Genomic DNA, 26324 nt, shown 5'->3' with positions numbered 1-26324 from the left:
ATATCGGCTAGAATTGAGGCCCCGCTCCGACGTACCTTGCGGCTCGTCAGAACGGGGTTCCGCCTCAATCGCCGGGAGCGGTGGCGAGAAGCGGAGCTTCACCACTACCCGTTGCCGTTGCCGACACGGGTACCCGGAAGCCGGCCGCGGGTGCCGCGAGCGTTCTTGATGACGTCGGCCATGTTGGGGGACAACTTGTTGAAGTCGGTCATCCGCATGGCGACGTCCCGCTTGGTGCCGTTGGGCATCTGGATTTCGAGCATCACGAGGTCGCCGATCTCCTTGAACTGCTCGACTTCACTCACGAGGACGTCGAGCGCCTTGGACTGGTCGATCTGCGGGTGCTGTCGCACGATGACGACGGCGAACTCGGTGTCTGCTGCTTCCTCGTTGCTAAGGTCGGAGACCTTGCGGCTTACGATGGCCATTTCTGCTCCACTGGGTTGGGGGTTAAAGCAGCCAGGGCGATCCTGGCTATCTTCTATTTAACGATGGCTCAACGAAGGGCGTCTATGGTGGTTAATACAATTGACGACGTCCGACTGATGTGCTTAGCTGGAAGTAGATGAGTAACGAAGCGCTGCGGGCATATATGAAGAAGTCGACACAGCAAAGCGGTGTGCCGCTTCGCTTAAAGGATAAAAATCTTTTGAGGCAGATTGCCGCCCTGTTGAAGTAGTATTGCGTTTTCGACGCTTATGCTTTCCATTTCACTTCAACGCGCTCGGGGTCGAACCTGAAGCGCCTGTCGGACAGTTGGCATTCGTAGTATGGCTTGCCTCCACCCGGTTGAATGATGATCTTATCTATCACCAGGTCCATGATGCCGCGCTTCCATTGAAGGCTGTCGGTGGCGAACCAAGCTTCCTTGACGGTCGTGTCGACCGGTACTAGAGCGTTCGCCTGGTGACTCCGACTTACCTGGTCGATCTCGTGGTTGATGTCATCAAGTGCTGCCTGAGCCTCGCTCTTGGAGAAGAGCATTTCTTCGCGTGTCATGTCACCGCGGCCGTAGTCCTTTAGGATGTCCTTCTTGCGCATCTCTAGTAGTGAGCGGTCTTCGAGCAGCTTTTTCAGGCGCTCCCCGGTCTCCGGCTTGGTGTCGAGGAGCTTGCCGAGGTCGGGTGTATCAAGGCGGAAGAACAGACAGCTAAGAACGAAGTCCTCAAGTGGCTCCGATCCGATAGTGACTCCACCGCATCCACGCTTCCGCTCGGTGTCACCTTGAACACGACAGTGGTAGATGGGCCTTAGGGGCTTCTCAGGCTTGTCACGCTTAGTCTCGCCGTTCAACGTCATGCCGCACCCACCACAGACCAACAGGCCGGTCAGGAGGTACTTCCGCGCCTTTGGGCGGTCCTTGTACTCTCCATGCCAAGCTTGTCGATGAGTTTGAGGCTCTCCCACTCGTCCGGTGTCCATACGGGCTTCCACTGCGCCTTATAGTGGTCGCCCTTGTGCTCGCGGATGGCGAAGTTCTCATCCTCCGGCCAAGGTGCGTACCGGACTCGGCGTAGCATGTTGCGTATGGTGAGCGCGTTGAACAGCTTTCCCTCGGTGGTCAGGTAGCCGTTCTCGTTCATCCAGAAGGCGATCTCCTTGTTGGACCAGCCCTTCATCCGGCGCCCGCCGGCTGCGCGTAGGCCCTTGAACTCTTTCCCTTCCTTGTCGAGCTCGCTGTTGCCCTTCTTAAAGGCGTACGCGCGCCGAGAGCCGTGGCTGAAGCCTTCCTTGGCTCGCTCGGCCTGCTTGCGTCGCTGACGCTTGGAGGTCTTGTTCGACTCACGTTCGGCCAGGGCGACAGCTTGACGGGCACGGTAGATGCCGTTGTCCGTCGTCAGGTCGAAGACATCATCAGAGGTCAGGTTGATCTCACGAAGGTCACCTGAGCCACCCGGCTTCTGCGGGTCGGCGTGGTCGATGAGAACACTCATCTCGTTGGGGCGCCGGGTGATCCGCTCCATCTCAGTGCCGATGACCATATCCACCCAGTTGCCCTCAACCAAGCTGACGGTCTGCTCCCACATGGGGCGCGGCTTCTTCGAGTACTTGCTTGCGCTGCGGTCGTCCTCCTGGAAGACGGCGACGATCACGATGCGCACGTTCCGGTCCTTGGCGAGGTACCGAAGCTCGCTCAGGCACTCTTGAACCTGGATGCTTGTGTTAGTGCTGTTGCTCTTCCCGATCTTGCTGATACGGGTGTAGATCACCACGCGCAAGATGCCCGGCGCTTTGCGGACCAGAGTGGGGGGAGAATCAGGAGGGGGTAGTTCTAGCTCCATTACTGTTTGTGACTTAATGTCACTCTCGGTATAACATTTCTTTCGGTGGGTTTCCATGCCTCAGATGGCGTCGAGCAGCTCACCCGCTACCTGGAGCTGCTCAACCGCGACCCGCTCCTGGCGCCGGTGCAGGGCGTGTTCGCGGCCCAGATCATCAAGCCACAGGCCCGCACGCTGGCGGAGGACCGTGGCATCCGCTGCCTGACGCTGGACTACGACGAACTCCGCGGCATCGAGTCCGACGAGTTCCGGCTGTTCTGACGTGTCCGACGTGGAGCCCGGCCGGTACGTCCACCACAAGGGCGGCGAGTACGAGGTGCTCGGCGTGGCCCGGCACAGCGAGACCGAAGAAGAACTGGTGGTGTACCGGGCGCTCTACGGCGAGCACGGCCTGTGGGTGCGCCCGGCGGCGATGTTCGCCGAGGCGGTCGAGACGCCCGCGGGCCGGGTGCCGCGCTTCCGGCGGGTGGCGGACTGACCGCGGGTCGTTGAAAAATCGACCCGCGGCTGCCCGAAGGGGCGGATCTCGGGGCCGATACCGAATCGATGCCGAAATCGATGTATCTGATTCGGTGGTTATTACTCCGCCAGGAAATCTTTGACCCGATAGGTACCCGAGTGGTCAGCAGAAACTTTTTCACCGGGAATTGTGCGCTGTTCGGGTGAGCTCGGGTTCTTTTCCGCCGTTGTCGTGCGACACTCGATTCGAGGGGTTCCGCCGGTGCGTCCGGCGTGGCCGGAGGGTGGTGCGCTCGGCCGTCTTTCCACGTCGTGCCAACGTTTCAGTCCGCCTTCGAGCTCGGGGTGCGCATGCCATCCGGCCGGCCTGCGCGCATTTTCGCCTGCACGGAGGAGGAAGTCATGCGTTATCGCCCACTCGGTTCCGATCCGGCCGATCCGCGCCTGGGCCGGTTCATTCCGGACGACTGGCGGCACGTGGAAAGGTATCCGCTCGGGGCGCTGGCCGAAGAGGACCGGCCCACCCGCGCGCCGGTCGTGATCGGCGTCAACTGGTACTCGGCGTTCGACCAGCCGGAACAGGACGAGACGTCCGGCGAGTTCTTCATCGCGAAGGCCGGGGTCAAGAAGCTCGGCCGGATCCGCGGCGGCCACTGCGTCTGCCTCGAGCCGGGCGGCACCCCGGACACCGACGCCTGGTACGCCTTCTACGACCAGGGCCACGAGGGCGCCTGCGTCGGCTTCGGCTGGTCGCGGTGCATGTCGATCTTCAACGGCAGCGAGTACGCGGCCCGCTGGCTCTGGGACTCGGCCAAGAAGCGCGACGAGTGGCCCGAGACCAACCCCGGCGACGAGAACGGCACGTCGGTCCGGGCCGCGGCCGAGGTGCTCAAGGACACCGGGCACGTCCTCTGGGACGAGTCCTACGCAGACGACGACTGGCACACCCGCGAGAAGTACACCGCCGAGGCCAAGCAGGGCATCAAGGCGTTCCGCTGGGCCAAGACGGTCGACGACGTGCACGCCGTGCTCGCCAACCCGCGGGCCGACGAACTCGGCGCCGTGCCGATCCTCAACTCGTGGGGTCCGGGCTACCCGCACCGGACCTACCTGCCCGACGAAGTGCTGGCCCACCTGATCGCCGAAGACGGCGAGATCGCCGTACCGACCGACCGCTGATCCCGGCCGCTCCCGCGGCGCGTGGAACGAGGGCGCGTTCTTCCTGGTCAAGGCCGGGGAGGGCGCGCCCTCTGACCATTTTGGACACGTCGGCGTGCCGACCCTGAATCCATGCAGTACTGTCCCGATCCGACGGGATGCTGTTGTTTCCTGTCGGTTCTTGTCCTGTCTGCAGAAGAACTGCCGGAGGTGGGTCGGGTGCTCGTCTTGGCCGATGCGAACCTGCGTCTCGACGCGAGCGCGATCGACTACATCGAGTTGGCGTTCTACTTCGTCCTCGTGCTCGGCATCGGGTACCTGGCGCGGCGGCAGGTGTCGAGCAGCCTCGACTTCTTCCTCTCCGGCCGGTCGCTGCCCGCCTGGGTCACCGGCCTGGCGTTCATCTCGGCGAACCTCGGCGCGGTCGAGGTGATGGGCATGTCGGCCAACGGCGCCCAGTACGGCCTGCCGACCGTGCACTACTTCTGGATCGGCGCCATCCCGGCGATGCTGTTCCTCGGCATCGTGATGATGCCCTTCTACTACGGCTCCAAGGTCCGCAGCGTCCCGGAGTTCATGCGGCGGCGCTTCGGCAAGCCGGCCCACCTCGTCAACGGCGTCAGCTTCGCCGCGGCCCAGATCCTCATCGCGGGCGCGAACCTCTTCCTGCTGGCCAGCGTGGTGAATCTGCTGCTGGGCTGGCCGCTGTGGGTGTCGATCATCGTCGCCGCCGCGATCGTGCTCTCCTACACCGCGCTCGGCGGCCTCTCCGCCGCCATCTACAACGAGGTCCTGCAGTTCTTCGTCATCGTCATCGCGCTGGTGCCGCTGACGATCATCGGCCTGGTCAAGGTGGGCGGCTGGCAGGGCCTGGTGGACAAGGTGACCAACAGCCCGGGCGGATCCGCGCAGCTGCACTCGTGGCCCGGTGACAACCTGACCGGCTTCGGCAACAGCGTGCTTTCGGTGCTGGGCATCGTCTTCGGCCTCGGGTTCGTGCTCTCCTTCGGCTACTGGACGACGAACTTCGTCGAGGTCCAGCGCGCGATGGCGTCGAAGAGCATGTCCGCCGCGCGGCGCACGCCGATCATCGGCGCGTTCCCGAAGATGCTGGTCCCGTTCATCGTCATCATCCCCGGCATGATCGCCGCGGTCACCGTGTCCGAGTACGTTAAGGACAAGCAGGTGCTGCTCGACGGCGGCAAGGCCGAGAGCGGCGTCACCTTCAACAACGCGCTCCTGCTGCTGATGCGCGACCTGCTGCCGAACGGCATGCTCGGCATCGCCATCGCCGGCCTGCTGGCCTCGTTCATGGCCGGCATGGCGGCGAACCTGAGCTCGTTCAACACGGTCTTCACGTACGACATCTGGCAGACGTACGTGAAGAAGGACAAGCCGGACCACTACTACCTGAACCTCGGCCGCATCGTGACGTCGGCCGGCACGATCCTCGCGATCGGCACCGCGTTCATCGCGTCGAACTCCGGCAACATCCTGAACTACCTGCAGGACCTGTTCTCCTTCTTCAACGCGCCGCTGTTCGCGACGTTCATCCTCGGCATGTTCTGGAAGCGGATGACCCCGCACGCCGGCTGGAGCGGCCTGGTGCTCGGGACCGCGTCAGCGATCACGGTGTGGGGCCTCTCGCAGGCCGGGGTGCTGGGCCTCACCGGCCAGGGCATCAGCTTCGTCGCCGCCGGCACCGCGTTCGTCGTCGACATCGTGGTGAGCGTCGTCGTCTCGCTGGCGACCAAGCCGAAGCCGGACGAGGAGCTGGTGGGCCTCGTCTACTCGCTGACGCCGAAGGAGACGCGCCGGCACGACGCGACCGGCGAGAACGCGGGCTGGTACCGCAAGCCGGGCCTGCTCGCGGGCATCGTGCTCGTCCTGACCATCGCCCTGAACGCCATCTTCTAGGAGGTCGGAATGGCTACCGAGTCGCAGCCGCGCGCACACAAGGCAGGCGCCTTCGACATCCGGCTGATCATCGCCCTGCTGATCGGCGTCTACGGCATCATCCTCACCGTCATGGGCCTCGGCTTCACCTCCGACGAGGAGATCAAGAAGGCGGCCGACGTCAACATCAACCTGTGGGCCGGGATCGGCATGCTGGTGGTCGCCGCGCTGTTCGTCCTCTGGGCCGTGATCCGCCCGCTCGTCGTGCCGGCCGAGCCGGAGGCCGAGACGGGCGACACACCGGCGGTGGCGGGCGAATAGCCGGGTTGTCCGGACAGCGGCGCGCGGGTGCCGCTACCGTGCATCGCGTGTTCCCAGACGTTCGGCGCCGCCGTCTCCCGAAGCTGTTCCTGCTGGTCACCGCGCTCGCGCTGCCGCTGACGGCGTGCGGGCCGGACCTCGGCAAGTCCAACTTCGCCCGGACGACGGTGCCCGCGGCGGCCGGCTCCGGCCAGGTTGCCGACGGCCCGATCACCGACGCCGCCGTGGCGGCCGGCGTGCTCCGCACGATCCAGCCGTGCCAGTTCCTGACCAAGGACGCCCTCGGCGCACTGGGCCTCGGCACGGTCGAGGACGACCCTTCGCCGTCGTCCATCGCCTTCGACACCTGCAGCAACAAGGTCAAGGACCCCGGCGGCAAGGAGATGCGGCTCGCGCTGGAGATCGGCAGCACGATCGTGCCGCGCGCCGACAAGACCACCGGGGTGGCCGGCGGGCTGCCGCTGCGGGTGAACGAGACCGGCGACACCGACTGCACGGTCGCCGTGATGACGGCGCTGAACCCGGACATGGCGCTCGAGGTGTCGGTCACCTACGCCGGTGACCCCTGCCGTCCCGGGCGGACATTCGCCGAGGCCGTCGTCCAGAAGCTGCACAACTCGCCGGAGAAGTACTCGACGCCCGCGGGCACCGTGCTGACCGCCGACCCGTGCGCGATGGCCGACACCGCGGCGGTGACCGGCGTCGTGCCGTCGGCGAAGCCCGCGGCCACGGGCCTGCACTCGTGCGAGTGGAAGGATCGGGGCCCGGCGGTGACGGTCGGGTTCCGGCCGGGCCTGCCCCCGCTCGTCGGCGACGGTTACTCCAAGGTGGACCTCGGCAACGGCGTGACCGGCTTCCAGAAGCAGCAGACCGGGGGCTCGGCCCGGTGCAAGGTCGAGTGGCAGCACCGGCCGTGGCAGGGCGACGACGTCGAACTGGCCCAGGTGGACTACCAGGGCTATGCCGACAACGACACCGACCCGTGCGGCAAGGCGGTGACCGTCGCGAAGAACGTGGTCACCAAGCTCCCCAAGCCCTGATCTGGCGGCGGGCCCCGCGGCGAGGTAGGAAGGGGGCACCCCACCCGCCGATGTGCCGGAGGCTGCCGTGAAGAAGATCATCAACGATCCGGCGAACGTGGTCGCCGAGTCGCTGCGGGGCCTCGCCGCCGCGCACGCCGACATCCTCCGCGTCCAGTACGACCCGGACGTCGTGATCAGAGCCGGTGCCCCGGTCGCGGGCAAGGTCGCCGTCATCTCCGGCGGCGGCTCCGGGCACGAGCCGCTGCACGGCGGCTTCGTCGGCCACGGCATGCTCGCCGCCGCGGTCCCCGGCGCGGTGTTCACCTCGCCGACGCCGGACGCCGTGCAGGCCGCCGTCACCGCGACCACCGGCGAAGCCGGCGCGCTGCTCATCGTGAAGAACTACACCGGCGACGTGCTGAACTTCGAGACGGCCGCCGAGCTGGCCGCCGCCGAAGGCCTCGAGGTGCGCAGCGTCGTGATCGACGACGACGTCGCGGTCAAGGACTCGACGTACACCGCGGGCCGCCGCGGGGTGGGCGGCACGGTGCTGCTGGAGAAGATCACCGGCGCCGCCGCCGAGCGCGGCGACTCGCTCGACGCCGTCACCGCACTGGCGCAGAAGGTGATCGGCCAGGTCCGGTCGATCGGCGTCGCCCTCACCGCGCCGACCGTGCCGCACGCCGGCACCCCCAGCTTCGACCTCGACGACGACGAGATCGAGTTCGGCATCGGCATCCACGGCGAGCCCGGCCGCGAACGGATCCCGGCCGAGCCCGCCGACGCGCTGGTGGCGCGGATGGTCGAGGCGGTCGTCTCGGACCTGCCGTTCGCCTCGGGCGACCGCGTGCTGCTGTTCACGAACTCGATGGGCGGCACCCCGCTCGTCGAGCTGTACCTGGCCCACGGCATCGCCGAGCGGCTGCTGGCCGACCGTGGGATCGTGGTCGAGCGCCGGCTGGTCGGCCCGTACATCACCAGCCTCGAGATGCAGGGGATGAGTCTGACGTTGCTCAAACTGGACGACGAGCTGACCGAGCTGTGGGACGCCCCGGTCAACACCGCGGCCCTGCGGTGGGGGCTCTGATGGCCTGCACGGCCGAGGGGGTCGCGGCGGCGGTGCGGGCCGCCGCGGCGGTGGTCGCCGAGCACCGCGGGGAACTGATCGACCTCGACCGCGCGATCGGCGACGGCGACCACGGCGAGAACATGAACCGCGGCTTCGCGGCCGTCGTCGCGGCGCTCGATTCCGCGGTTCCGGACACCCCGGGCGGAGTGCTGAAACTCGTCGCGACGACGTTGATCTCCAAGGTCGGCGGCGCGGCGGGCCCGTTGTACGGCACGGCTTTCCTGCGTGCGTCGGCCAAGCTGGGCCGGGCCGGTGACCTCGACGTCCCGGCGCTGCTGGACGCCCTGCGCGCCGGCCTCGAAGGCGTCCAGGCCCGCGGCAAGGCCGTCGGCGGCGACGCGACCATGGTCGACGCCCTGCTCCCCGCGGTGGCGGCCGCGGAGAAGGCGGCCGGCGACGGCGGGGACGTCGCCGCGGTGCTCACCGCGGCGGCCGACGCGGCCGACACCGGCGCGGAGTCCACAGTGGACCTGGTGCCGCGGAAGGGCCGGGCGTCCTACCTCGGCGAGCGGGCCGTGGGGCACATGGACCCCGGCGCCCGATCGTCGGCGCTGCTGCTGCGGGCGTTCGCGGAGGCCGCCCGGTGAGCGTGGGAATCGTGCTCGTTTCGCACAGCGCCAAGCTCGCCGAAGGCCTGGCCGAACTGGCCGCCCAGATGGCGCCGGACGTCACCATCCTGCCCGCCGGTGGCCTCTCCGACGGCTCGATCGGCACGGACTACGACGAGGTCGTCGCGGCCACCCAGCGCGCCGACTCCGGCGACGGCGTCGTGCTGCTCTACGACCTGGGCAGCGCCCAGATGACGGCCGAGCTCGCCGTCGAATCGCTGGCCGGCCCCTCGGCCGCGGTCGTCGCGGACGGCCCGCTGGTGGAGGGCGCGATCGCGGCGGCGGTCGCCGCGCAGGCCGGGCAGGACCGCAAGGCGGTGGCCGAAGCCGCCGCGGCGGCCGGCGTCCCCGACGACCTGACCCTCGCCGATGCCCCGGCCGACGCCGCCGAAATCGAACTGGAGCTGCGCAACGAGGTCGGGTTGCACGCTCGCCCCGCCGCGGTGCTGGTGCGCACGCTCAGCGAGTTCGACGCCGAGGTGACCGTCCGGCTCGGTGACCAGGAGGCCGACGGCCACAGCGTCCTGGCCCTGATGTCGCTCGGGGCACGCCAGGGTGACCGCATCCGCGTGCGGGCGCGCGGGCCGCAGGCCGCCGCCGCGCTGGACAAGGCGAAGGAGCTGGTGGACGGCAATTTCGGCGAGTGAAGCCGCCGTTGCCGACCGGGTGACTTGAGCGGTACTGACTCGATTCCGTCTGGGCTCCGGCGGTCCCGCGTGGCAGTATCGAGGCCAATTACCAGCGAGTAACATCTCTGGAGGCCTCGATGGCGCGGGACATTTCGACGGTCGGTGTGATCGGCCTGGGCACCATGGGGGCCGGGATCGCCGAAGTGCTCGCGCGCAGCGGGCTCGACGTCGTCACGGTCGAGCTCGACGAAGCCGGCGTCGCCCGCGGCCGCGGGCACCTCGAGCACTCGACCGAACGGGCGCTCACCGGCGGCAAGCTGGATGCGGCCGGGCGCGAAGCGCTGCTGGGCCGGATCAGCTACTCCACGTCGCTGTCGAATCTGTCCGAAGTGGACTTGGTGATCGAGGCGATCCCGGAGAGCCTCGAGCTGAAGGCCGACGTCTTCGCCGAGCTGGACAAGATCACCCGGCCGGAGGTGGTCTTCGCGTCCAACACGTCGTCGCTGTCGATCACCGAGATCAGTGTGCACACCGCGCGTCCCGGCAAGGTCGTCGGCATGCACTTCTTCAACCCGGCGCCGGTGCTGAAGCTCGTCGAGATCGTCAAGACGGTGGTGACCGAGCCCGACGTGGTCGCCGAGGTGGTCGAGTTCGCCGAGCGCCTCGGCAAGGTGCCGGTGGTGATCGGCGACCGGGCCGGGTTCATCGCCAACGCGCTGCTGTTCGGCTACCTCAACCACGCGGTGCGGATGTACGAGCAGCGCTACGCCACGCGCGAGGACCTCGACGCCGCGATGCGGTTCGGCTGCGGCTACCCGATGGGCCCGCTCGCGCTGCTCGACCTGATCGGGCTGGACACCGCGAACGAAATCCTCGACACGATGTACCACCAGTCCCGCAACCGGCTGCACGCCCCGGCGCCTCTGCTCAAGCAGATGATCACGGCGGGCCTGCTGGGCCGCAAGACCGGCCGGGGTTTCTACAGCTACGACGCCCCGGATTCGCCCACCGTGGTCTCGGACGCGGCGGCCGCGTCCACTGTGGACTCCGTTCCGCCGCGGCCGGTGGCGCGGGTCGGCGTGGTCGGGACGGGGACGATGGCCACCGGCATCGCGGAGGTGTTCGCCAAGCGTGGCCTCGACGTCGTGCTGCGCGCCCGGAGCCTGGAGAAGGCGCAGGCGTCCGTGGCGCGCGTCAAGAAGTCGCTCGACAAGGCCGTGGTCAGGGGCAAACTGTCCGAAGAGGACGCTGCGGCGGCCTTGGCCCGCGTCACCCCGGTCACCGACTTCGAGGCACTGGCCGACGTCGACCTGGTCGTCGAGGCGGTGGCCGAGGAGCTGGCGGTCAAGCAGGCGGTGTTCGCGGCGCTGGACGAGGTGGTCCGCCCCGGCGCGGTCCTGGCCACGACGACGTCATCGCTGCCGGTGATCGAGTGCGCGGCCTCGACGTCCCGCCCGGCCGACGTGATCGGTCTCCACTTTTTCAATCCGGCCCCGGTGATGAAGCTGGTCGAGGTGGTGTCGACGATCGCGACCGCCCCGGACGTGGTGGCGACGGCGGGCGCGGTCTGCGCCGCGGTGGGCAAGCACGCGGTGCACTGCGGCGACCGCGCGGGCTTCATCGTCAACGCGTTGCTGTTCCCGTACTTGAACGACGCGGTGAAGATGCTGGAAGCCCACTACGCGGGCGCGGACGACATCGACACGGCCATGAAGGTCGGCTGCGGCCTGCCGATGGGCCCGTTCGAACTGCTGGACGTCGTCGGCCTCGACGTCTCCCTGGCCATCCAACGCACGCTGTACAACGAGTTCCGCGAAGAAGGCTTCGCGCCGGCCCCGCTGCTGGAGCACCTCGTGACGGCCGGCCGGCTCGGCCGGAAGACCGGGAAGGGCTTCAAGGACTACTGATCAACGCTCGGCCACTTCGCCGAGGACGGGTTTCACGTCGAGCACCGGGGTGCCGTCGATCGCCTCCAGCCCGGTGACCGTGAGCGTGCCGCCGTCGACCGCCGTCACCGTGACCGTGTGGAGGCCGATCGGGTTCGGACGGTCCGGCGACCGCGTCGAGAACACACCGGTGCTCGGGCGGTCGCGGTCGCCGCGCGGGTGGACCGACTGGACGTCGCGGTCCGCCTCGTGCAGCCACGTCAGCAGCACCAGACGGTCACCCGGCCGGAGGTCGGCCGCCGCCGGGCCGAACTCCGGCTCGAACACCACCCGGGACGGCGGCGCCCCTTCGTCACCCTGCCTCGGGGCCGCCGAGCGGTCGGCCAGCGCCGAACGCACGACGGCCACCGGGCGGACGTCGTAGGACGTCACTGGTAATAGCCCTCGACCGGCACGCGGGCCTCGTCGAACAGGGCGGGGCCCTCCATCTTGTGCTTGCCCCAGGTGAGCGGCGGGCGCAGCGTGAGGAACTGCTCCGTCGACAGCGCGTAGACGACGCGGCCGAGCCCGGACCGTTCGATCGCGCCGGTGCACATCCCGCACGGCTGCGTGCTGGTGAACATCGTTGTGGCCGCCGCGGTTTCCGGGTCCAGGTTCTGCGCCGCCCAGCGGGCCAGCTTCAGTTCCGGGTGGGCCGTGATGTCGTTGTCGGTCAACGAGGTGTTGCGGTCCTCGGCCAGGATCTTCCCGTCGGCGTCGGCCAGCAGGGAGCCGAACGGCGGGTTGCCGTGTTCCTCGCGCGCTTCGCGGGCGAGCTCGATCGCCCGCCGCAGCAGGGCTTCTTCGGTGTCCTTCACAGGTTCTCCCTCCAGGATGCGGCTACCGCCGCGAGATCCCGCCACGCCACTTCCGGGCGCAGCGTTTCGGCCGGGTCCGAGTCGAACGGGTCGAGCACGACGGTCTCCGCCCCCAGCGCCCGCAACTGCGCCAGATCGTCGAGCACCTGCTCGAGCGTGCCTTCCCCGGCCAGCCGCTCCGGCCCGGTCACCGGCGCCGCCGTCAGCCGCAGCAGGATCCGCGGCGCGAAGCCGGGCAACGGCCGGTCGCCGGCCAGCTTTTCCAGCCGCCCCAGCGTTTCCCGGAACCCGGCCGTCGTCATCCGCAGCGGGTGCCACGCGTCGCCGAGCTCGATCGCCCGGCGCAGCCCGGCGTCGCTGTGCCCGCCGAGCCACAGCGGGATCGGACCCGCGCGGTAGTCGTCGCGCTCTCCCCACGCGGCGCGGATCGTGCGCAGGTACTCGGTGGTGAGCTTGCCCCGCTGCTCGAACGGCACGCCCAGCGCGTCGAACTCCTGCTTCGCCCAGCCGATACCGGCCCCGAGCACGAGCCGGCCGCCGCTGAGGGCGTCGAGGTTCGCCGCCATCCGCGCCACCAGCAGGGGATGGCGGTAGGGCACCACCAGCACCGTGGTGCCCAGCCGCACCCGCTGCGTCACCCCGGCCAGCCACGACAACGTCGTGAACGGCTCGTAGAACGGCGCCGGGTACTGCTCGGCGACGTCCGGCGTGATGGCGACGTGGTCGGACACCATCAGCAGGTCGTAGCCGAGCCCTTCCACCGTCTGCGCCCAGGCACGCAGGACACCCGGGTCCGTGCCGGGCCCGAAATTGGGGACGTTCACGCCGATCTTCACCCGGAAAGGCTATCGACGTTTTGCCCGAATCCGGAAGGGAATGATCACGGCGTTCGGGGAGTTCCGCCGTGGATCCCACGGTATGTTCGGCGGATGACCGAGAGTCTCGATCAGACGGACTGGGCCATCCTGACCGAGCTCCAGCGCGACGCCCGGGTGCCGCTCACCGAGCTCGGCCGCCGGGTCAACCTCAGCGCGTCCGCGGCGACCGAACGGCTGCGGCGGCTCGAGACCGCCGGCGTGATCAGCGGCTACCGCGCGGAAATCGACCTCGGCAAGGTCGGCTACCCGGTGCTCGCCGTGGTCCGCCTCAAGTACCCGGGCAGCCGCCACGAGCCGTTGCACAAGCTGCTCGCCGAACGCTCCGAGATCCTCGAGTGCCTGCGCACCACCGGCGACGACTGCTACACGCTCAAGATCGCCGCCGCCTCCATGGCCCACCTCGAGCGCACGGTCGACGAGCTGTGCCAGTTCGGCAGCACGACGACCAACCTCGTCTACAGCCAGACCCTGCCCTACCGCGGCCCGCGGGAGCCCGCCCGTGACCTCGAGGCCTGACCGCATCCTCGTCTACGGCGTGACCGGCTCGGGCAAGTCGACGCTCGCGGCCCGGATCGCCGAGCGCACCGGCCTGCCCTACCACCCGGTGGACGACCTCACCTGGGAGCCGGGCTGGGTCCCGGTCCCCGACGACGAGCAGCGCCGCCGGCTCGGCGAGGTCTGCGCGGGCGAACGCTGGGTCATCGACTCCGCCTACTCGAAGTGGAAGGAGATCGCGCTGGCCCGCGCCCAGCTCGTCGTCGGCCTCGACTACCCGCGCTGGCTTTCGCTGGGCCGCCTGCTGCGCCGGACGGCCGTGCGCGCCCTGACCCGCGAACGGATCTGCAACGGCAACGTCGAATCGCTCCGCCAGGTGTTCTCTGCGGACTCGATCATCCGCTGGCACTTCACCTCGTTCGCGCGCAAGCGGCAGCGCATCCGGGCCTGGGCCGCGTCCCCGGACGGCCCCGCCGTCGTCCGCCTGACGTCCCCGCGCGAGACCCGCCGCTGGCTCGAGACGCTCTGAGATCAGGCACCCGGCGGCAGCAGCGGGCCGCCGCTCCAGTGCTGGAAGACGAGGTTCGTGTGCACGCGGGCGACCTCGTCCCGCGCGGTGAGCTCGTCGAGGACCAGCCGCTGCAGCTCCCCGGCGGAGCCGGTGGCGACGTGCGCGAGGAAGTCGTCCGGCCCGGTCAGGTGGTAGACCGCGCGCACCTCCGGCAGGGAGAGCAGGTGCTCGACGAACGGGTCCACCAGCGGCCGCCGGTGCGGGCGGACCTGGACGAACAGGAACGCCTCCAGTGGACGGCCCAGCTTCGCCGCGTCGACCGACGCGTGCTGGCCGGTGATGACGCCGGTGTCCCGCAGCCGGGCGACGCGGTCCAGGCACGTCGACGGCGCGATGCCGACCGCGGCCGCCAGGTCCTTGTTGGTGATCCGGGCATCGTTCTGCAGCAGGCGCAGAATCTCGAGATCGACCGGGCTCAGTTCGACGGAAGCAGACATCGCCGAATGATATCCGAGAGTGTTGCCCCTGGTCCGGGAAAAGCTCGACCATGCTGACATGACTTCCTCGCTGCGCACGCGAGCCGTCCACGCCGGCCGTGACGATCTCACGGACCTCGGGGTGCACGCCGCTCCGCTCGACCTGTCCACGACCTACCCGTCCCGCGACAGTGCCGCCGAAGCCGCCCGGATCGACGCCTTCGCCGCCGGCGCCGAGCTGGCCGGGCCGCCGATCTACGGCCGGGTGGGCAACCCGACCGTCGAACGGTTCGAGCGGGCGCTCGCCGAGCTCGAAGGCTTCGACCACGGCGTCGCGTTCGCCAGTGGCATGGCCGCCGTCTCGGCCTGCCTGCTTTCCGCGGTGGCGCAGGGGAAGCGGCACATCGTCGCCGTGCGCCCGCTCTACGGCTGCAGCGACCACCTGCTCGAGTCCGGGCTGCTCGGCACCGAGGTCACCTGGGCCGCGCCCGGCGCCGTCGCCGCCGCGCTGCGGCCGGACACCGGGCTGGTGTTCGTCGAGACGCCGGCGAACCCGACCCTGGCCGAGGTGGACATCGCCGAGCTGGCGCTCGCTTGCGGTGAGGTGCCGCTCCTGGTGGACAACACGTTCGCCACCCCGGTGCTCCAGCGCCCCGGCCGCCACGGCGCGCGGATCGTGCTGCACAGCGCGACGAAGTTCCTCGGCGGCCACGGCGACGTGATGGGCGGGATCGTCGTGTGCGACGCGTCGGAAGCCGCCCGGCTGCGGCAGATCCGCTTCGCCACCGGCGGCGTGCTGCACCCGCTCGCCGGATACCTGTTGCTGCGCGGGCTTTCCACGCTGCCGCTGCGGGTCGGCGCCGCGTCCGCGACCACGTCGACCCTGGCGTCACGGCTCGGCGAGCACCCGGCCGTGACCGCCGTCCACTACCCGGGCATCGGCGGCCCGCTGGTGGCGTTCGAGGTCGACGGCGACCCGCACGCGCTGATCAAGGCGGTCCGGCTGATCACGCCCGCCGTCAGCCTGGGCAGTGTGGACACGCTGATCCAGCACCCGGGTTCCATCAGCCACCGGATCGTCGACGAGGGCGACCGGCACGGTGCCGGGGTGTCCGACCAGCTGATCCGGATGTCCGTCGGCCTCGAAGACGTCGAGGACCTGTGGGCCGACCTCGAGCAGGCGCTGAAGGCGCTTTAGCCGCAGCAGCCGCCACCGCAGCAGCCACCACCACCGCCGGCCGGGGCCGCGGGACCGCTCGCGGCCCCGGTGAGGGCGACCGTGGTGAGCAGCTTGACGGTGTCGCCGTGACCCTCCGGGCAGGTCGCCGGCGCGCTGGATTCGCTCATCGGACGCAGGAGCTCGAACGTCCCGGTGCACTCGCGGCAGCGGTAGGCGTAGGTGGGCATGCCGCGATTATCGCCGGAGCCGCCCGGGGATGGGAAGCTGGGCACGTGCAGCCGCCCTCGCTCGCCGACGTCCCGCACCTCGGCCAGGTCGTCCCGTCCCTGCTCGCCGCGCTCGGGGTGCCGGGCTGCGGGAACACGCTGGCCCTGCCGGAGGCACGCAGTGCCGGTGTGCTGCTCGTCGACGGGCTCGGCTGGGAACTGCTCGCCGAGCACGCCGCGGACGCCCCGGTGCTGACCGAGCTCGCCCGCGAGTCCCTGCGCGTCGGGTTCCCGTCCACGACGGCCGCCGGCGTGGCCGCCATCGGCACCGGGCTCGCGTCGGGCGAGCACGGGATGGTCGGCTACACCTTCGAGATGCCCGGCACCGGCGTGCTCAACGCGTTGCGCTGGTGCAGCCACGAAGACGGCAGCGACCTGCGTGGCGCCCTCCCGCCCCGCGAGGTCCAGCCGCTGCCGACGACGTTCGAGCGGGCCGCCGCGGCGGGCGTCGAAGCGGCGGTGGTGTCCTCCGCCCAGTTCCGCGACACGGCCCTGACCCTGGCCACCCAGAGCGGCGCGCGGTACGTCGGCGTGCACGCGCTGGGCGACCTCGCCGCGCGGATGTCGTCGGTGCTCGACGGGCGCGTGTTCTGCTACGCCTACCACAGCGAACTCGACCTGCTGGGGCACATCTACGGCCCCGGTTCGACCGCCTGGCGGATGCAGCTGCGGCAGATCGACCGGCTCGTCGAGTCCGTTGTGGAGGGTCTGCCGCCCGGCGCGCTGCTGGCGGTGGTGGCCGACCACGGGATGGTGGCCGTCGACGACAAGCTCGACCTCGACGACACCCCGGAGCTGCTGGCCGGCGTCCGGACGTTCGGAGGCGAGGTCCGGGCCCGGCACGTCTACACCGAACCGGGCGCGGCCGCGGACGTCCTCGCGGCCTGGCGGGAGGTGCTCGGCGAGCGGGCCTGGGTGCGCTCGCGCGAGGAGGCGATCGCGGAGGGCTGGTTCGGGCACACGGTGAGCGACCGGGTGCTGCCGCGCATCGGCGACGTCGTCGCCGCGGCCCGGGACCGGTTCGGGATGGTGCGGGAGCTCGCGGAGGCCGTGGAGTCGTCGCTGGTGGGGCAGCACGGGTCGCTCACCAGCGCCGAGCAGCTGGTGCCGCTCGCGCTGGCCCAGGGGTAGGCGTACCCGGACGGACGACACGCGTGCCTGGACGGACGACACGCGTGCCTGGACGGACGACACGCGTGCCTGGACGGACGACACGCGCGGCCGGTTCGGGTTCCGGGCACCCGTTCGCGCGGGAACTTTCGCCTTCGCGGTGCCGACCTGTCCACTGCGTACCGGACTGACGGGAGTGGGCGGGATGAGCGTGCTGGACGGGATCGGGGTCGTCGGGGCGGGTGGTGAGGGACGGGCCGTGGCCGCGTACCTCGCCGCGCGGGAGCTGCCCGTGCACCTCTACACGCGGGACCTCGAGGCCGTCGGGGAGATCGTGCGCCGCCGGGAGATCGTCGCGCGCGGGGTGCTCGACGGGCGGTTTGCGCTCCGGGAGGTGACCGCGGACCCGGCCGGGCTGGCCGCGCGGGCCGTCGTCCTGGTCGCCACCGTGACCACCGCCTACCCGGAGGTCGCCGCCCGGCTCGCGCCGCACCTGCGTCCGGGGCAGGTGGTGGTGCTGTTCTCCGGCAAGCTCTGCGGGAGTGTCGAGTTCGCCTGCGCACTGGCCGCCGCCGGAGGGCCGGACCTCGATGTCGTGGAGACCGATGCGCTGTTCGCCGCGCGGCCGTGCGGAACCGAGGGCGTCACGGTGCTCGGCACCAAGGGCTGGAACCTGATCTCCGGCAGCACCGAGGCCGCCGTCGCCCGGCGCGCCGGGTTGCTGCGCGAGTGGTTCCCGATGCTGGAGATCGCGCGCAACCCGGTGGAGCGCGGCCTGCACGACTTCGGCGCGGTCGCGCACGTGCCGATCGCGCTGGCCAACCTCGGCACCATCGACCGCGCGGAGGACCTGCTCTTCTACGTCGACGGCGTCTCGGCGCGGACGATCGCCCTGCTCGAACGCACCGAGGCCGAGTTCGCCGCCGTCGCGGCCGCCTACGGCGCCCGGCTGCTGCCGATGACCGAGGTCCTCGACCGCTACTACGGCTGCCCGGCCACCACGCTGCTCGACGCGCTGCGGACGGTGGAGCCGTACCGGACGATCGCCGCGCCGACCAGCCTCGACCACCGCTTCCTGACCGAGGACATCCGCTCCACGCTGGTGCCGCTGCAGGCACTCGCGCGGTGCGCCGGCGTCGCCACACCGATGGTCGACGCGGCGATCACGATCATGTCCGTGCTCGGCGGCGAGGACTTCCGCCGGACCGGCCGCACGCTCCACCGCCTCGGCTGGGACGGCCTCGCCCACGACGAAATCCTGCACCGGCTCGGGGCCGGTGGCCGGGTGGCGGAGCGGGCGGCCTGAGCCCGCGGGGCCTTCCCTGTGCCGGGAAAGGCATCACGTGTGACTGGTGGGGCATCACCCGTGACTGGTGGGGCATCACGTGTGACCGGGTGGGCATTACCCGTGACGGGGGTGGGCTTCGTCCGTGACCCGACGGGCATCACTCGGAACCGGCGGGGCCATCACGGGTGGCTGTCGGGCATCTCGCGTGATTGGAGGGGCATCTCGTGTGATTGGAGGGCATCTCGCGTGATTGGAGGGACGACTCGCGTAGCGGGTGGGTGGTGTGGCGGGGGTGGCGGTTAACGTTTGGGCGTGCCACGACGTAACCGTCCCGGCCGCCGGGCGGACGGTGGGCCGCCCGAACGTGATCTCGGGGCCGCCACCGGGTGGGCGCGGGCCGAGTCCGGGGCGGACGGGGACTGGCTGGTGCGGACCGTGCCCGGGAGCCAGGCCACCAAGTTCTACCGCTGCCCCGGGTGCGACCACGAGATCCGGCCGGGGACGCCGCACCTGGTCGTCTGGCCGGCCGACGAGACCGGGTCGGTCGCCGACCGGCGGCACTGGCACCGCCCCTGCTGGGAAGCGCGGGCCCGGCGGCGGCCGCACCGGCGCTGGTGATCTGCGCTCTGGAGTTGTCAAACAGCGGCCGCGGTCAGCGGCGGTAGTGCCTCGACATCGCGCCGTCGTACATCTCCTCCGTGTACTCCGTGAAGCCGAGGCGCTCGGCCACCCGCAGCGAAGGTTTGTTCGCGATGCTCACGCTCGCCAGCACCGGGACCGACGGCAGCTCGCGGGCGCACCACGCCAGCACCGCCAGGCCCGCCTCCACCGCGTACCCCTTGCCCCAGGCCGACGGGCGGAAGCGGTAGCCGAGGTTGAGGACCTTCTCGCCGTGGAAATCGCGCAGGCGCACGCCGCACATGCCGATCACCTCCGTGCCACCCCGTTCGAGGACCGCCGGGTAGCCGAAGCCGTGCTCGGCCCAGTGCGCCAGCCAGTCCGAGAACATCGCCGACGCGCGCGGGACGTCGGGTGGGTCGGGGTTGAAGCGGTTGGTCCGCGGGTCGGTGTGGATGTCGACCATCGCCTGCCTGTCCGCCTCGTGGAGCGGACGCAGCCGGAGCCGGTCGGTTTCGATGTCGGTGAACACATCGGCGAAGCTAGCGAGGGGGTCCGACAAAATGACGCGCATGACCGAACTGCCGCTGGTCCTCCTCCACGCCTTCCCCCTGGATTCCCGCATGTGGAACGCGGTGCGCGAGCCACTCGCTTCACACCTTCGGGTGATCACCCCGGACCAGCGCGGGCTCGGCCGCTCGCCGCTGCCGGAATCCGATCGCGAGCCGAGCCTCGAGGACGCCGCGCGGGACGTCGTCGCCCTGCTCGACCGGCTGGACCTCGACCGCGTCGTGCTCGGCGGCTGCTCGATGGGCGGCTACCTCGCGATGGCCGTGCTGCGGCTCGCGCCGGAGCGGGTCGGCGGGCTCGTGCTCATCGACACCAAGGCCGCGCCCGACACACCCGAGGCCGCGCAGACGCGGCTGGACGTCGCGGCCCGCGTCGAGCGCGAAGGCACGAAAACCTGGCTGGCTGAGGCCAACCTGCCCAACCTGCTGGCGGAATCGACGCGCGAACAGCGTCCCGAGCTCGTCGAGTCGGTGCGGGAGATCATCGAATCCCAGCCGCCCGCCGGGATCTCCTGGACGGCGCTGGCACTGCGCAACCGCCCTGACTCGCTGGACCTGCTGCGGGACGCCGGGATCCCGGCGCTGGTCATCGTCGGCGAAGAGGACCCGATCACCCCGGTGGCGGCGGCGAGCGAGATGGCCGGGGCCATGGACGGCGCCAACTTCGTCGTGCTGCCGGGCGCCGGTCACCTGACCCCGCTCGAAGACCCCGCCGGCGTGGTCGAGGCGATCCTGTCCTGGTACCCGGCCACTCACGAGAAGTAGGCGGCGAACGCGGAGCGGGCTTCGGGCAGCCGGTGCGGGAACCGCCGGGCGATGACGAAGCGCCAGGCGACGGCGAAGAGTTCTCGCAGCCGCGTGTACGCGCGAAGGGCCTCCTCGGGCACCGAACCCGGGTAGGCGGCGAGGTACTCCGGGCCGCCTTGCCGCGCCAGGACGCCGAGGTCCCAGGCGAGCGGCCCGAGCCAGGTGTCCTCGAAGTCCAGCCAGCAGGGCCCGGCCGCCGTCGCGATCAGGTTGCCGGGGTGGGCGTCGCCGTGCAGCGGGCGGACCGGGCCGTCCGGCAACGCGGCTTCGATCCGGGCGGCTTCCGCGCGCAAGCGAGGTGCCACGCCGTCGAGGTCGTCCCGGCCGAAGAGGCCCTCCAGTTCCGCCAGCGGCCCGCGGCGGGGCAGCTCACCCGGGTATTCGAGCAGGGCCGTGTGCACTTCGGCGAGGGAGCGCGCGACGACGTCCGGTGCGTACCGGTGATCCGGATCGTGGGGCGTGTGGTGCCAGAGCGTGACCGGCAGCCCGTCGGCGAAATGCGGTCCGGCCGGGGCATCCGTGGCGGGTGAGACGACGAGCACACCACGCTCGGTGAGGAACCTCGAGAGCGCGACGTCCCGGGCCAGCCAGGCCGCCGGTTCCGGGCGGAGCAGCCGGGTCGTCGCGGGCACCCTGGCGACCAACGGACCCAGCCTCACCAGCACGTTCGACCGTTGGTGGAGCACTTCGGGATCGTGGGCGGGCAGCCCCAGCCGGGCGGTCACGGCGCGGGCCGCGCGCACCGCCGCGCGGGTGTACTCGTCGGCCACGCCCCGATCTTGCCAGCCGGTGCGCGCGACTGTCGGTAGCGAGGGCTACGATCCCCCTAAGCCGCCGGATCGGGCTTTCCCGAGCCCCGGTGGCGCGACGATGACCACCACAAGGTTTCAGTGTTGGAGGCAGGAGTGACGGCCGTAGCCCCCAAGCCGATCGCGACGCGCCCGTACCCCGCGCGCGAGTCGGTCAAGGGTTCGTACCTGCTGCGGTTGTTCCGCACGACGGACCACAAGCAGATCGGGATCATGTACCTGGTCACGTCGTTCGCCTTCTTCATGGCGGGCGGCGCGATGGCCATGCTGATCCGCACCGAGCTGGCGCGGCCCGGGCAGCAGTTCCTTTCGCAGGAGCAGTACAACCAGCTGTTCACCATGCACGGCACGGTGATGCTGCTGCTGTACGCGACCCCGATCCTCTTCGGCTTCGCGAACTTCATCCTGCCGCTGCAGATCGGCTCGCCGGACGTCGCCTTCCCGCGGCTGAACGCGTTCTCGTACTGGCTGTACCTCTTCGGCGGCCTGATCGTGATCTCCGGCTTCCTGACCCCGGGTGGCGCCGCCGACTTCGGCTGGTTCGCCTACACCCCGCTGTCGGACGCCATCCACTCGCCGGGCGTCGGCGCCGACCTCTGGATCTCCGGCCTGGTGATCGGTGGTCTCGGCACCATCCTCGGCGCGGTCAACATGATCACCACCGTGGTCTGCCTGCGCGCGCCGGGCATGACGATGTACCGGATGCCGATCTTCACCTGGAACATCCTGGTGACGAGCATCCTGGTCCTGCTCGCCTTCCCGATCCTGACCGCGGCCCTGATGGGCCTGCTGGCGGACCGGCACCTCGGGGCGCACGTGTTCGACCCCGAAAACGGCGGCGTGATCCTCTGGCAGCACCTGTTCTGGTTCTTCGGCCACCCCGAGGTGTACATCGTCGCGCTGCCGTTCTTCGGCATCGTGTCGGAGATCTTCCCGGTGTTCAGCCGCAAGCCGCTGTTCGGCTACAAGAGCCTGGTCTGGGCGACGCTGGCCATCGCCGCCCTGTCGGTCGCGGTGTGGGCGCACCACATGTACGCCACCGGCGCCGTGCTGCTGCCGTTCTTCTCCTTCATGACGTTCCTGATCGCCGTCCCGACCGGCATCAAGTTCTTCAACTGGATCGGCACGATGTGGAAGGGCCAGCTGTCCTTCGAGACGCCGATGATCTTCTCGATGGGCTTCATCGTCACGTTCCTCTTCGGCGGCCTGACCGGCATCATGCTGGCCGCGCCGGCGATCGACTTCCACGTGTCGGACAGCTACTTCGTCGTCGCGCACTTCCACTACGTGCTCTACGGCACGATCGTGTTCGCCACCTTCGCCGGCATCTACTTCTGGTTCCCGAAGATCACCGGCCGGATGATGGACGAGAAGCTCGGCAAGTGGCACTTCTGGACCACGTTCATCGGCTTCCACATGACCTTCCTCGTCCAGCACTGGCTGGGTGCCGAGGGCATGCCCCGCCGGTACGCGGACTACCTGACCAGTGACGGCTTCACCACGCTGAACACGATCTCCACGATCGGCGCGTACATCCTCGGTGCCTCGACGCTGCCGTTCATCTGGAACGTCTTCAAGAGCTACCGGTACGGCGAAATCGTCACGGTGGACGACCCGTGGGGCTACGGCAACTCGCTCGAGTGGGCGACCTCCTGCCCGCCGCCGCGGCACAACTTCACCGAGCTGCCCCGGATCCGCTCCGAGCGGCCCGCGTTCGAGCTGCACTACCCGCACATGATCGAGCGCATCCACAACGAGGGCGAGATCGGCTTCTTCGGGAAGCAGAAGGTCAACAGCCACGCGGCGCCGTCGCAGCTGCTCACCGAAGCGGTGATCCCGGGAGACCACTCGAACGACAACGCCAGCGAGCAAGGCGACAAATAACACCTGATCGAGTGAGCGCGTGCCCGGCTGATGTGAAGCCGGGCACGCGCTCTACTTATGTCCAAGCCCGGACCGGCACACTGACCGTGCAGCGTTGCCGAACGAGGGATGACCAGTGACCCAGACCCCCGTCCTGATCACGACGACCGGCCCCGACAAGCCGGGTGTTTCGTCCGTGCTGTTCGCCGTACTGACCCGGCACGACGTCGACGTGCTCGACGTCGAGCAGGTGGTCATCCGCGGGCAGCTCGTGCTCGGGGTGCTCGCCGGGGTCTACCGCGACCCGGAGGGCCTGCAGGAGGCGGTCGAGCAGGCGATGGCGTCCGTCGGCATGCAGGTCGACGTGAAGATCGGCAGCGCGATCGGGGACGACCCGTTCGCGCTCGGCCGCCGCGACTCCTCCCACGTGCTGGTCATCCTGGGCCGGCCGGTCACCGCGCGCGGCTTCTCGGAGGTCGCGCGCCGGCTGGCCGCGCTGGGCGCCAACATCGACGCGATCCGCAGCGTCGCCGACTACCCGGTGACCGGTCTCGAGCTGTACGTCTCGGTCCACGAGGACACCGTCCACGCCGACGCCGCGCTGCGCTCGGAGCTCGCCGACGCCGCCGTCGAGGCGGGCGTCGATATCGCCGTGGAGCGTGCGGGCATCACGCGCCGGGCCAAGCGGCTCGTCGTGTTCGACGTCGACTCGACCCTGATCCAGGGCGAGGTCATCGAGATGCTGGGCGCGCACGCCGGCGTCGAGCCGGAGATCCGCGAGATCACCGACGCGGCCATGCGCGGCGAACTGAACTTCACCGAGTCGCTGGAGCAGCGGGTCGCGTTGCTGGCCGGCCTGCCGGCGACGGCGATCGAGGAGGTCGCCGCGTCGATCGAGCTGACCCCGGGCGCCCGCACCACGATCCGGACGCTCAAGCGGATGGGCTTCCGCACCGGCGTCGTCTCGGGCGGCTTCACCCAGGTCATCGCGGGCCTGGCCGAGGAACTCGGGCTCGACTTCGCGGTGGCGAACGAGCTCGAGATCGTGGACGGCAAGCTCACCGGGAAGGTCGTCGGCGACGTCGTCGACCGCGCGGGCAAGGCGAAGGTGCTTCGCCGCTTCGCCGCGGAGTACGACATCCCGCTCGAGCAGTGCGTCGCCGTCGGGGACGGCGCCAACGACATCGACATGCTTTCGGCCGCGGGCATGGGCGTCGCGTTCAACGCGAAGCCCGCGCTGCGCGAGGTCGCCGACACCGCGCTGTCGCACCCGTACCTCGACGCCGTGCTGTTCGTGCTCGGTCTCACCCGCGGCGAGGTCGAAGCGGCCGACGCCGCCGACGGACTCGAGCTGATGCGTCCGTGAGCAGCGTTCTCGACCCCCTGGGCGCCCGCTACGCGTTTTGGCTCGGGCTTCCGGCCGAAGACACTTCGGACACCTCCGACGAGCTCCCCGAGGAAGTCCGCGCGATGCCGGTCATCCTCCGCATCGAACGGGCCGAACCGCCCGGCCGCACGCCGCTGCTGGAAGCGGCGGCCGCGGCGGCGCTGGCGGTGTGTCTCGACGAGCGTTCCCGGCCCGGCGGCGAGTGGGCCGAGCCGATGCACGCGTGGCTCGACAACCGGATCCGGAAGGTCGCGCGGCGGGCGCGGGGCGCGCACTGGGCGGCCGTGCAGGACCTGCCGGGCATCACCGTCGAGGTCGACGGCGCCGAAGCGCGGGCCCTCGTGCCGGGGCTGGTCACCGAAACCCCCAAGGAAGTCGCGCGGCTGCAGATCTCGGGCAGCGAACTGCCGCCGGACGAGCCCGGCCCGCTCCCGGACGGCGTCCCGCTGCTGCTGCTCAACCCGCACGTGCCGATGACCGTCGGCAAGGGCGCCGCCCAGGTCGGCCACGCGACGATGATCCTCGCCGCGTTGCTGGGCGACGCCGAGCGAGCGACCTGGGCCGAGCAGGGCTTCCGGGTGGCCGTGCGCACGGCCACCCCCGTGCAGTGGAAGGAACTGCACCCCGGTGACGACCCGGAGGGCGCGTGGCGGCGCGACCGCGTGATCGCCGTGCGGGACGCGGGGTTCACCGAAGTCGACCCGGGCACGATCACGGTTCTCGCCCAGTGGGCGCCGGAACAAGCGGCTACCTGAGCCGGTTGGAGCGGGCATGACACTGGAAGTGGAACGCACGGGTGAGCACGCGTTCGTCGGGCGCAACGAGCGTGGCGCGCAGGTGTGGCTGGGCCGCAAGGGCGCCGAAGGGGCGTTCTCGCCCGCCGAACTGCTGCAGATCGCGGTGGCCGGCTGCAACGCCGTCACCGCCGAAGAGCTGATCACGCGGCGGATCGGCGAAGACGCGAAGTTCCGCGTCACCGTCGACGCCGACCGGCGTGAAGGCGCTTCGGAGCTGGACGCCGTGCACGTCGCTTTCGACGTCGACGTATCGACATTGGCGGCAGATCAGCGGGAAGCGCTGGCCGGCGCCGTGGACCGCGCGATCGAGCGGCTCTGCACGGTGAGCCGCACGCTCAAGAAGGGCATCCCGGTGACAGAGGTGTTCCCGGGCTAGCGCAAACCAGGCCTGCATCAGCGGCGACGGCGGGGCGTTCAAGTGCTCCGACCAGCGGAACGACATCCGCGACCAGGAGCTGTTCTCGGCATCGAACGCGGGTGGTCGCCCGCCGCGGGAGCCCTTGGCGGCGCGGCCGGCGATCTGGTCATCCCGTTCCGGGCCGACCCGGGGTGGGACATACCGGAGACGCCCTATTCGAGGTACTTCGGCAGCTCGAGCCGATCGGCGGCTTCGGCGAGCTTCTCGCGTTCTTCGTCGTCCGAAGCGCAGGCCGGGCAGCGCACTTCAGTTCTGGCCGGATTCCCAGACGACGTAGGCCTGGTCGGCGTCGGTGGTCATGGCTTCGATGAACTTCTCGTTGTCGAAGCCCGGCAGGGACTGCAAACGCTCGATGAGGGCGTCGGCCGCCGGGTCGCCGCTGGGGACCGCGGTGCCCTTGCCGTCGGTGCCGACGAGCATGAAGAACACGTCTTCGTTCCAAGGGCCGTCAGGGATGACCCTGACCATCACCGACGACAGGTCGGACCACGTGACGGCCTCCTCGCTGCCGTCCGCGAGCCGCCGCCGCACTCCGGTGTCGTCGACGCTGACGGTCCGGGACTGGGCGCTGGACGAATCCTGGGTCAACCGGTGCTCCCTTGTTG

31 protein-coding genes and 1 pseudogene are annotated in these 26324 nt (G+C 70.0%); 21 read left to right on the top strand and 11 right to left on the bottom strand.

The genetic code is table 11. The features are described from left to right. Positions 1-104 precede the first annotated feature (104 nt). The 3 genes from DV20_RS05225 to DV20_RS05215 form a co-directional block, all read right to left on the bottom strand. The gene (locus DV20_RS05225) at positions 105-428 is read right to left on the bottom strand and encodes a hypothetical protein (protein WP_043776812.1); all 324 of its coding nucleotides are present in this window, start codon (positions 426-428) and stop codon (positions 105-107) included. Positions 429-696: 268 nt separating this feature from the next. Beyond that, positions 697-1299, bottom strand: a complete 603-nt coding sequence (locus DV20_RS05220) for a hypothetical protein (protein ID WP_043776809.1) — start codon at positions 1297-1299, stop codon at positions 697-699. Between the two features lie 29 nt (positions 1300-1328). Next, on the bottom strand, positions 1329-2213 hold the full coding sequence (locus tag DV20_RS05215; RefSeq protein WP_043776807.1) for a recombinase family protein: 885 nt from the start codon (positions 2211-2213) through the stop codon (positions 1329-1331). Positions 2214-2345: 132 nt separating this feature from the next. Here DV20_RS05215 and DV20_RS05210 point away from each other — a divergent pair. The 10 genes and pseudogenes from DV20_RS05210 to DV20_RS05165 all read left to right on the top strand — a co-directional run. Beyond that, positions 2346-2543, top strand: a pseudogene (locus DV20_RS05210) (endonuclease NucS domain-containing protein); the annotation flags it as partial. A 1-nt stretch (position 2544) separates the two neighbouring features. Beyond that, on the top strand, positions 2545-2760 hold the full coding sequence (locus DV20_RS05205; RefSeq protein ID WP_235190710.1) for a DUF1653 domain-containing protein: 216 nt from the start codon (positions 2545-2547) through the stop codon (positions 2758-2760). A 383-nt stretch (positions 2761-3143) separates the two neighbouring features. Continuing rightward, on the top strand, positions 3144-3920 hold the full coding sequence (locus DV20_RS05200) for a hypothetical protein (RefSeq protein ID WP_043776800.1): 777 nt from the start codon (positions 3144-3146) through the stop codon (positions 3918-3920). Between the two features lie 198 nt (positions 3921-4118). Continuing rightward, positions 4119-5816, top strand: a complete 1698-nt coding sequence (locus DV20_RS05195; protein ID WP_043776798.1) for a sodium:solute symporter family protein — start codon at positions 4119-4121, stop codon at positions 5814-5816. 9 nt (positions 5817-5825) lie between these two features. Further along, positions 5826-6116, top strand: coding sequence for a hypothetical protein (locus DV20_RS05190; RefSeq protein ID WP_043776795.1), 291 nt, complete (start codon positions 5826-5828; stop codon positions 6114-6116). 47 nt (positions 6117-6163) lie between these two features. After that, complete coding sequence (locus tag DV20_RS05185) at positions 6164-7156, top strand: DUF3558 domain-containing protein (protein ID WP_235190709.1); 993 nt, start codon at positions 6164-6166, stop codon at positions 7154-7156. 67 nt (positions 7157-7223) lie between these two features. After that, positions 7224-8225 carry a dihydroxyacetone kinase subunit DhaK gene (gene dhaK, locus DV20_RS05180; protein WP_043776792.1) on the top strand — a complete coding sequence of 334 codons (1002 nt, stop codon included), beginning with the start codon at positions 7224-7226 and terminating at the stop codon, positions 8223-8225. Next, positions 8225-8854, top strand: a complete 630-nt coding sequence (dhaL, locus tag DV20_RS05175) for a dihydroxyacetone kinase subunit DhaL (RefSeq protein WP_043776790.1) — start codon at positions 8225-8227, stop codon at positions 8852-8854. The genes dhaK and dhaL overlap by 1 nt, the downstream gene beginning before the upstream one ends. After that, a complete protein-coding gene (dhaM, locus tag DV20_RS05170; protein WP_043776789.1) occupies positions 8851-9522 on the top strand; it encodes a dihydroxyacetone kinase phosphoryl donor subunit DhaM in 672 nt (223 codons plus the stop codon). Before dhaL ends, dhaM begins: the two co-directional genes overlap by 4 nt. 119 nt (positions 9523-9641) lie before the next feature. Next, positions 9642-11411 carry a 3-hydroxyacyl-CoA dehydrogenase family protein gene (locus DV20_RS05165; protein WP_043776787.1) on the top strand — a complete coding sequence of 590 codons (1770 nt, stop codon included), beginning with the start codon at positions 9642-9644 and terminating at the stop codon, positions 11409-11411. Here the strand turns inward: DV20_RS05165 and tsaA are convergent, their stop codons facing one another. The 3 genes from tsaA to DV20_RS05150 are packed head-to-tail and all read right to left on the bottom strand — an operon-like array spanning position 11412 to position 13083. Then, the gene (tsaA, locus tag DV20_RS05160; protein ID WP_043776786.1) at positions 11412-11822 is read right to left on the bottom strand and encodes a tRNA (N6-threonylcarbamoyladenosine(37)-N6)-methyltransferase TrmO; all 411 of its coding nucleotides are present in this window, start codon (positions 11820-11822) and stop codon (positions 11412-11414) included. Then, the gene (locus tag DV20_RS05155; RefSeq protein WP_043776784.1) at positions 11819-12247 is read right to left on the bottom strand and encodes a nucleoside deaminase; all 429 of its coding nucleotides are present in this window, start codon (positions 12245-12247) and stop codon (positions 11819-11821) included. Before DV20_RS05155 ends, tsaA begins: the two co-directional genes overlap by 4 nt. Next, positions 12244-13083: an LLM class flavin-dependent oxidoreductase gene (locus tag DV20_RS05150; RefSeq protein ID WP_043776782.1), complete on the bottom strand. Its 840-nt coding sequence runs from the start codon at positions 13081-13083 to the stop codon at positions 12244-12246. The genes DV20_RS05155 and DV20_RS05150 overlap by 4 nt, the downstream gene beginning before the upstream one ends. A gap of 93 nt (positions 13084-13176) precedes the next feature. Here DV20_RS05150 and DV20_RS05145 point away from each other — a divergent pair, with 93 nt between their 5' ends. Then, a complete protein-coding gene (locus DV20_RS05145) occupies positions 13177-13641 on the top strand; it encodes an Lrp/AsnC family transcriptional regulator (protein ID WP_043776781.1) in 465 nt (154 codons plus the stop codon). Continuing rightward, entirely contained in the window at positions 13625-14149 is a 525-nt protein-coding gene (locus tag DV20_RS05140; protein WP_043776779.1) for a P-loop NTPase family protein, read from the top strand. The genes DV20_RS05145 and DV20_RS05140 overlap by 17 nt, the downstream gene beginning before the upstream one ends. 2 nt (positions 14150-14151) lie before the next feature. Here DV20_RS05140 and DV20_RS05135 read toward each other — a convergent pair whose 3' ends face one another. Further along, positions 14152-14628 carry an Lrp/AsnC family transcriptional regulator gene (locus DV20_RS05135; protein ID WP_043776777.1) on the bottom strand — a complete coding sequence of 159 codons (477 nt, stop codon included), beginning with the start codon at positions 14626-14628 and terminating at the stop codon, positions 14152-14154. 58 nt (positions 14629-14686) lie between these two features. On the opposite strand from DV20_RS05135, the gene DV20_RS05130 reads away from it, so the two are divergent. Continuing rightward, a complete protein-coding gene (locus DV20_RS05130) occupies positions 14687-15805 on the top strand; it encodes a trans-sulfuration enzyme family protein (protein WP_043776775.1) in 1119 nt (372 codons plus the stop codon). On the opposite strand, the gene DV20_RS05125 is transcribed toward DV20_RS05130, so the two are convergent. Then, on the bottom strand, positions 15802-16014 hold the full coding sequence (locus DV20_RS05125) for an FmdB family zinc ribbon protein (RefSeq protein WP_043776774.1): 213 nt from the start codon (positions 16012-16014) through the stop codon (positions 15802-15804). The genes DV20_RS05130 and DV20_RS05125 overlap by 4 nt on opposite strands. Positions 16015-16059: 45 nt before the next feature. Between DV20_RS05125 and DV20_RS05120 the strand changes: the two genes are divergently transcribed. The 3 genes from DV20_RS05120 to DV20_RS05110 all read left to right on the top strand — a co-directional run bounded on the left by DV20_RS05120 (position 16060) and on the right by DV20_RS05110 (position 19069). Continuing rightward, a complete protein-coding gene (locus DV20_RS05120; protein WP_043776772.1) occupies positions 16060-17184 on the top strand; it encodes an alkaline phosphatase family protein in 1125 nt (374 codons plus the stop codon). Between the two features lie 184 nt (positions 17185-17368). Continuing rightward, positions 17369-18469: an NAD/NADP-dependent octopine/nopaline dehydrogenase family protein gene (locus DV20_RS05115; RefSeq protein ID WP_200876356.1), complete on the top strand. Its 1101-nt coding sequence runs from the start codon at positions 17369-17371 to the stop codon at positions 18467-18469. 294 nt (positions 18470-18763) lie between these two features. Next, positions 18764-19069, top strand: a complete 306-nt coding sequence (locus DV20_RS05110; protein ID WP_043776770.1) for a peptidase associated/transthyretin-like domain-containing protein — start codon at positions 18764-18766, stop codon at positions 19067-19069. A gap of 34 nt (positions 19070-19103) precedes the next feature. Here the strand turns inward: DV20_RS05110 and DV20_RS05105 are convergent, their stop codons facing one another. Continuing rightward, positions 19104-19643: a GNAT family N-acetyltransferase gene (locus DV20_RS05105; RefSeq protein WP_043776769.1), complete on the bottom strand. Its 540-nt coding sequence runs from the start codon at positions 19641-19643 to the stop codon at positions 19104-19106. On the opposite strand from DV20_RS05105, the gene DV20_RS05100 reads away from it, so the two are divergent. Next, positions 19642-20403, top strand: coding sequence for an alpha/beta fold hydrolase (locus tag DV20_RS05100; RefSeq protein ID WP_043777214.1), 762 nt, complete (start codon positions 19642-19644; stop codon positions 20401-20403). The two genes, DV20_RS05105 and DV20_RS05100, sit on opposite strands and share 2 nt — an antisense overlap. On the opposite strand, the gene DV20_RS05095 is transcribed toward DV20_RS05100, so the two are convergent. After that, complete coding sequence (locus DV20_RS05095) at positions 20391-21215, bottom strand: phosphotransferase (protein WP_043776767.1); 825 nt, start codon at positions 21213-21215, stop codon at positions 20391-20393. The genes DV20_RS05100 and DV20_RS05095 overlap by 13 nt on opposite strands. A gap of 135 nt (positions 21216-21350) precedes the next feature. Between DV20_RS05095 and ctaD the strand changes: the two genes are divergently transcribed. The 4 genes from ctaD (at position 21351) to DV20_RS05075 (ending at position 25677) form a co-directional block, all read left to right on the top strand. Further along, the gene (gene ctaD, locus DV20_RS05090; protein WP_043776765.1) at positions 21351-23138 is read left to right on the top strand and encodes an aa3-type cytochrome oxidase subunit I; all 1788 of its coding nucleotides are present in this window, start codon (positions 21351-21353) and stop codon (positions 23136-23138) included. A gap of 115 nt (positions 23139-23253) precedes the next feature. Then, positions 23254-24483: a phosphoserine phosphatase SerB gene (gene serB / locus DV20_RS05085; RefSeq protein ID WP_043776763.1), complete on the top strand. Its 1230-nt coding sequence runs from the start codon at positions 23254-23256 to the stop codon at positions 24481-24483. Further along, positions 24480-25259 carry a peptidyl-tRNA hydrolase gene (locus DV20_RS05080; RefSeq protein WP_043776762.1) on the top strand — a complete coding sequence of 260 codons (780 nt, stop codon included), beginning with the start codon at positions 24480-24482 and terminating at the stop codon, positions 25257-25259. The genes serB and DV20_RS05080 overlap by 4 nt, the downstream gene beginning before the upstream one ends. A gap of 16 nt (positions 25260-25275) precedes the next feature. Next, positions 25276-25677, top strand: a complete 402-nt coding sequence (locus DV20_RS05075) for an OsmC family protein (RefSeq protein WP_043776760.1) — start codon at positions 25276-25278, stop codon at positions 25675-25677. A 288-nt stretch (positions 25678-25965) separates the two neighbouring features. On the opposite strand, the gene DV20_RS05070 is transcribed toward DV20_RS05075, so the two are convergent. Next, positions 25966-26307 carry a hypothetical protein gene (locus DV20_RS05070; RefSeq protein WP_020640935.1) on the bottom strand — a complete coding sequence of 114 codons (342 nt, stop codon included), beginning with the start codon at positions 26305-26307 and terminating at the stop codon, positions 25966-25968. Between the last annotated feature and the right edge of the window lie 17 nt (positions 26308-26324).

Origin of the sequence: Amycolatopsis rifamycinica, assembly GCF_000695625.1 — a bacterium.
GTDB classification, from domain to species: domain Bacteria; phylum Actinomycetota; class Actinomycetes; order Mycobacteriales; family Pseudonocardiaceae; genus Amycolatopsis; species Amycolatopsis rifamycinica.
This window is presented reverse-complemented; position numbering and strand designations above follow the sequence as displayed.

Excerpts from the sequence above, each read along its gene's own strand:
- DV20_RS05190 (WP_043776795.1), top strand. The coding sequence starts at position 5,826 with ATGGCTACCGAGTCGCAGCCGCGCGCACACAAGGCAGGCGCCTTCGAC.
- dhaL (WP_043776790.1), top strand. The coding sequence starts at position 8,225 with ATGGCCTGCACGGCCGAGGGGGTCGCGGCGGCGGTGCGGGCCGCCGCG.
- DV20_RS05220 (WP_043776809.1), bottom strand. The coding sequence starts at position 1,299 with ATGACGTTGAACGGCGAGACTAAGCGTGACAAGCCTGAGAAGCCCCTA.
- DV20_RS05145 (WP_043776781.1), top strand. The coding sequence starts at position 13,177 with ATGACCGAGAGTCTCGATCAGACGGACTGGGCCATCCTGACCGAGCTC.
- DV20_RS05165 (WP_043776787.1), top strand. The coding sequence starts at position 9,642 with ATGGCGCGGGACATTTCGACGGTCGGTGTGATCGGCCTGGGCACCATG.
- DV20_RS05105 (WP_043776769.1), bottom strand. The coding sequence starts at position 19,643 with ATGCGCGTCATTTTGTCGGACCCCCTCGCTAGCTTCGCCGATGTGTTC.
- DV20_RS05115 (WP_200876356.1), top strand. The coding sequence starts at position 17,369 with ATGAGCGTGCTGGACGGGATCGGGGTCGTCGGGGCGGGTGGTGAGGGA.
- DV20_RS05135 (WP_043776777.1), bottom strand. The coding sequence starts at position 14,628 with ATGTCTGCTTCCGTCGAACTGAGCCCGGTCGATCTCGAGATTCTGCGC.
- DV20_RS05200 (WP_043776800.1), top strand. The coding sequence starts at position 3,144 with ATGCGTTATCGCCCACTCGGTTCCGATCCGGCCGATCCGCGCCTGGGC.
- DV20_RS05075 (WP_043776760.1), top strand. The coding sequence starts at position 25,276 with ATGACACTGGAAGTGGAACGCACGGGTGAGCACGCGTTCGTCGGGCGC.
- DV20_RS05130 (WP_043776775.1), top strand. The coding sequence starts at position 14,687 with ATGACTTCCTCGCTGCGCACGCGAGCCGTCCACGCCGGCCGTGACGAT.
- DV20_RS05225 (WP_043776812.1), bottom strand. The coding sequence starts at position 428 with ATGGCCATCGTAAGCCGCAAGGTCTCCGACCTTAGCAACGAGGAAGCA.
- DV20_RS05100 (WP_043777214.1), top strand. The coding sequence starts at position 19,642 with ATGACCGAACTGCCGCTGGTCCTCCTCCACGCCTTCCCCCTGGATTCC.
- DV20_RS05125 (WP_043776774.1), bottom strand. The coding sequence starts at position 16,014 with ATGCCCACCTACGCCTACCGCTGCCGCGAGTGCACCGGGACGTTCGAG.